General features: G+C 47.4%; 1 pseudogene. It reads right to left on the reverse strand.

Features of this window, described 5'->3' with window-relative positions:
- Window positions 1-333: pseudogene (locus ACVC3Y_RS00040) on the reverse strand (hypothetical protein); the annotation flags it as partial.

Raw genomic sequence — 333 nt, forward strand, 5'->3', positions numbered from 1 at the left:
TGGATCTGGATCCGTTGCGTTTGGTTCGCCGTCTCCGTCACAATCTGCATCTGCCCATACTGGGTTACTTGCATCTCCTACACTGCCTGCTGTGAATACACATGGATCTAGTGGTTCTGGATCGGTTCCGTTTGGATCTCCATCTCCATCACAATCTGCGGTTGTCCAATCGCCAGTTTGTGTTACTGTTATATCTGCTACGTTGTAATCACATGGATCGGTTGGATCCGTTCCATCAGGTCCTGCAGTACCATCCATATCTGGATCTACTTCTGTTCCGTTGATTACTCCGTCTCCATCACAATCGGATGTATACCAATCACTAGTTGTATC

This window comes from Lacinutrix cladophorae, from assembly GCF_053604645.1.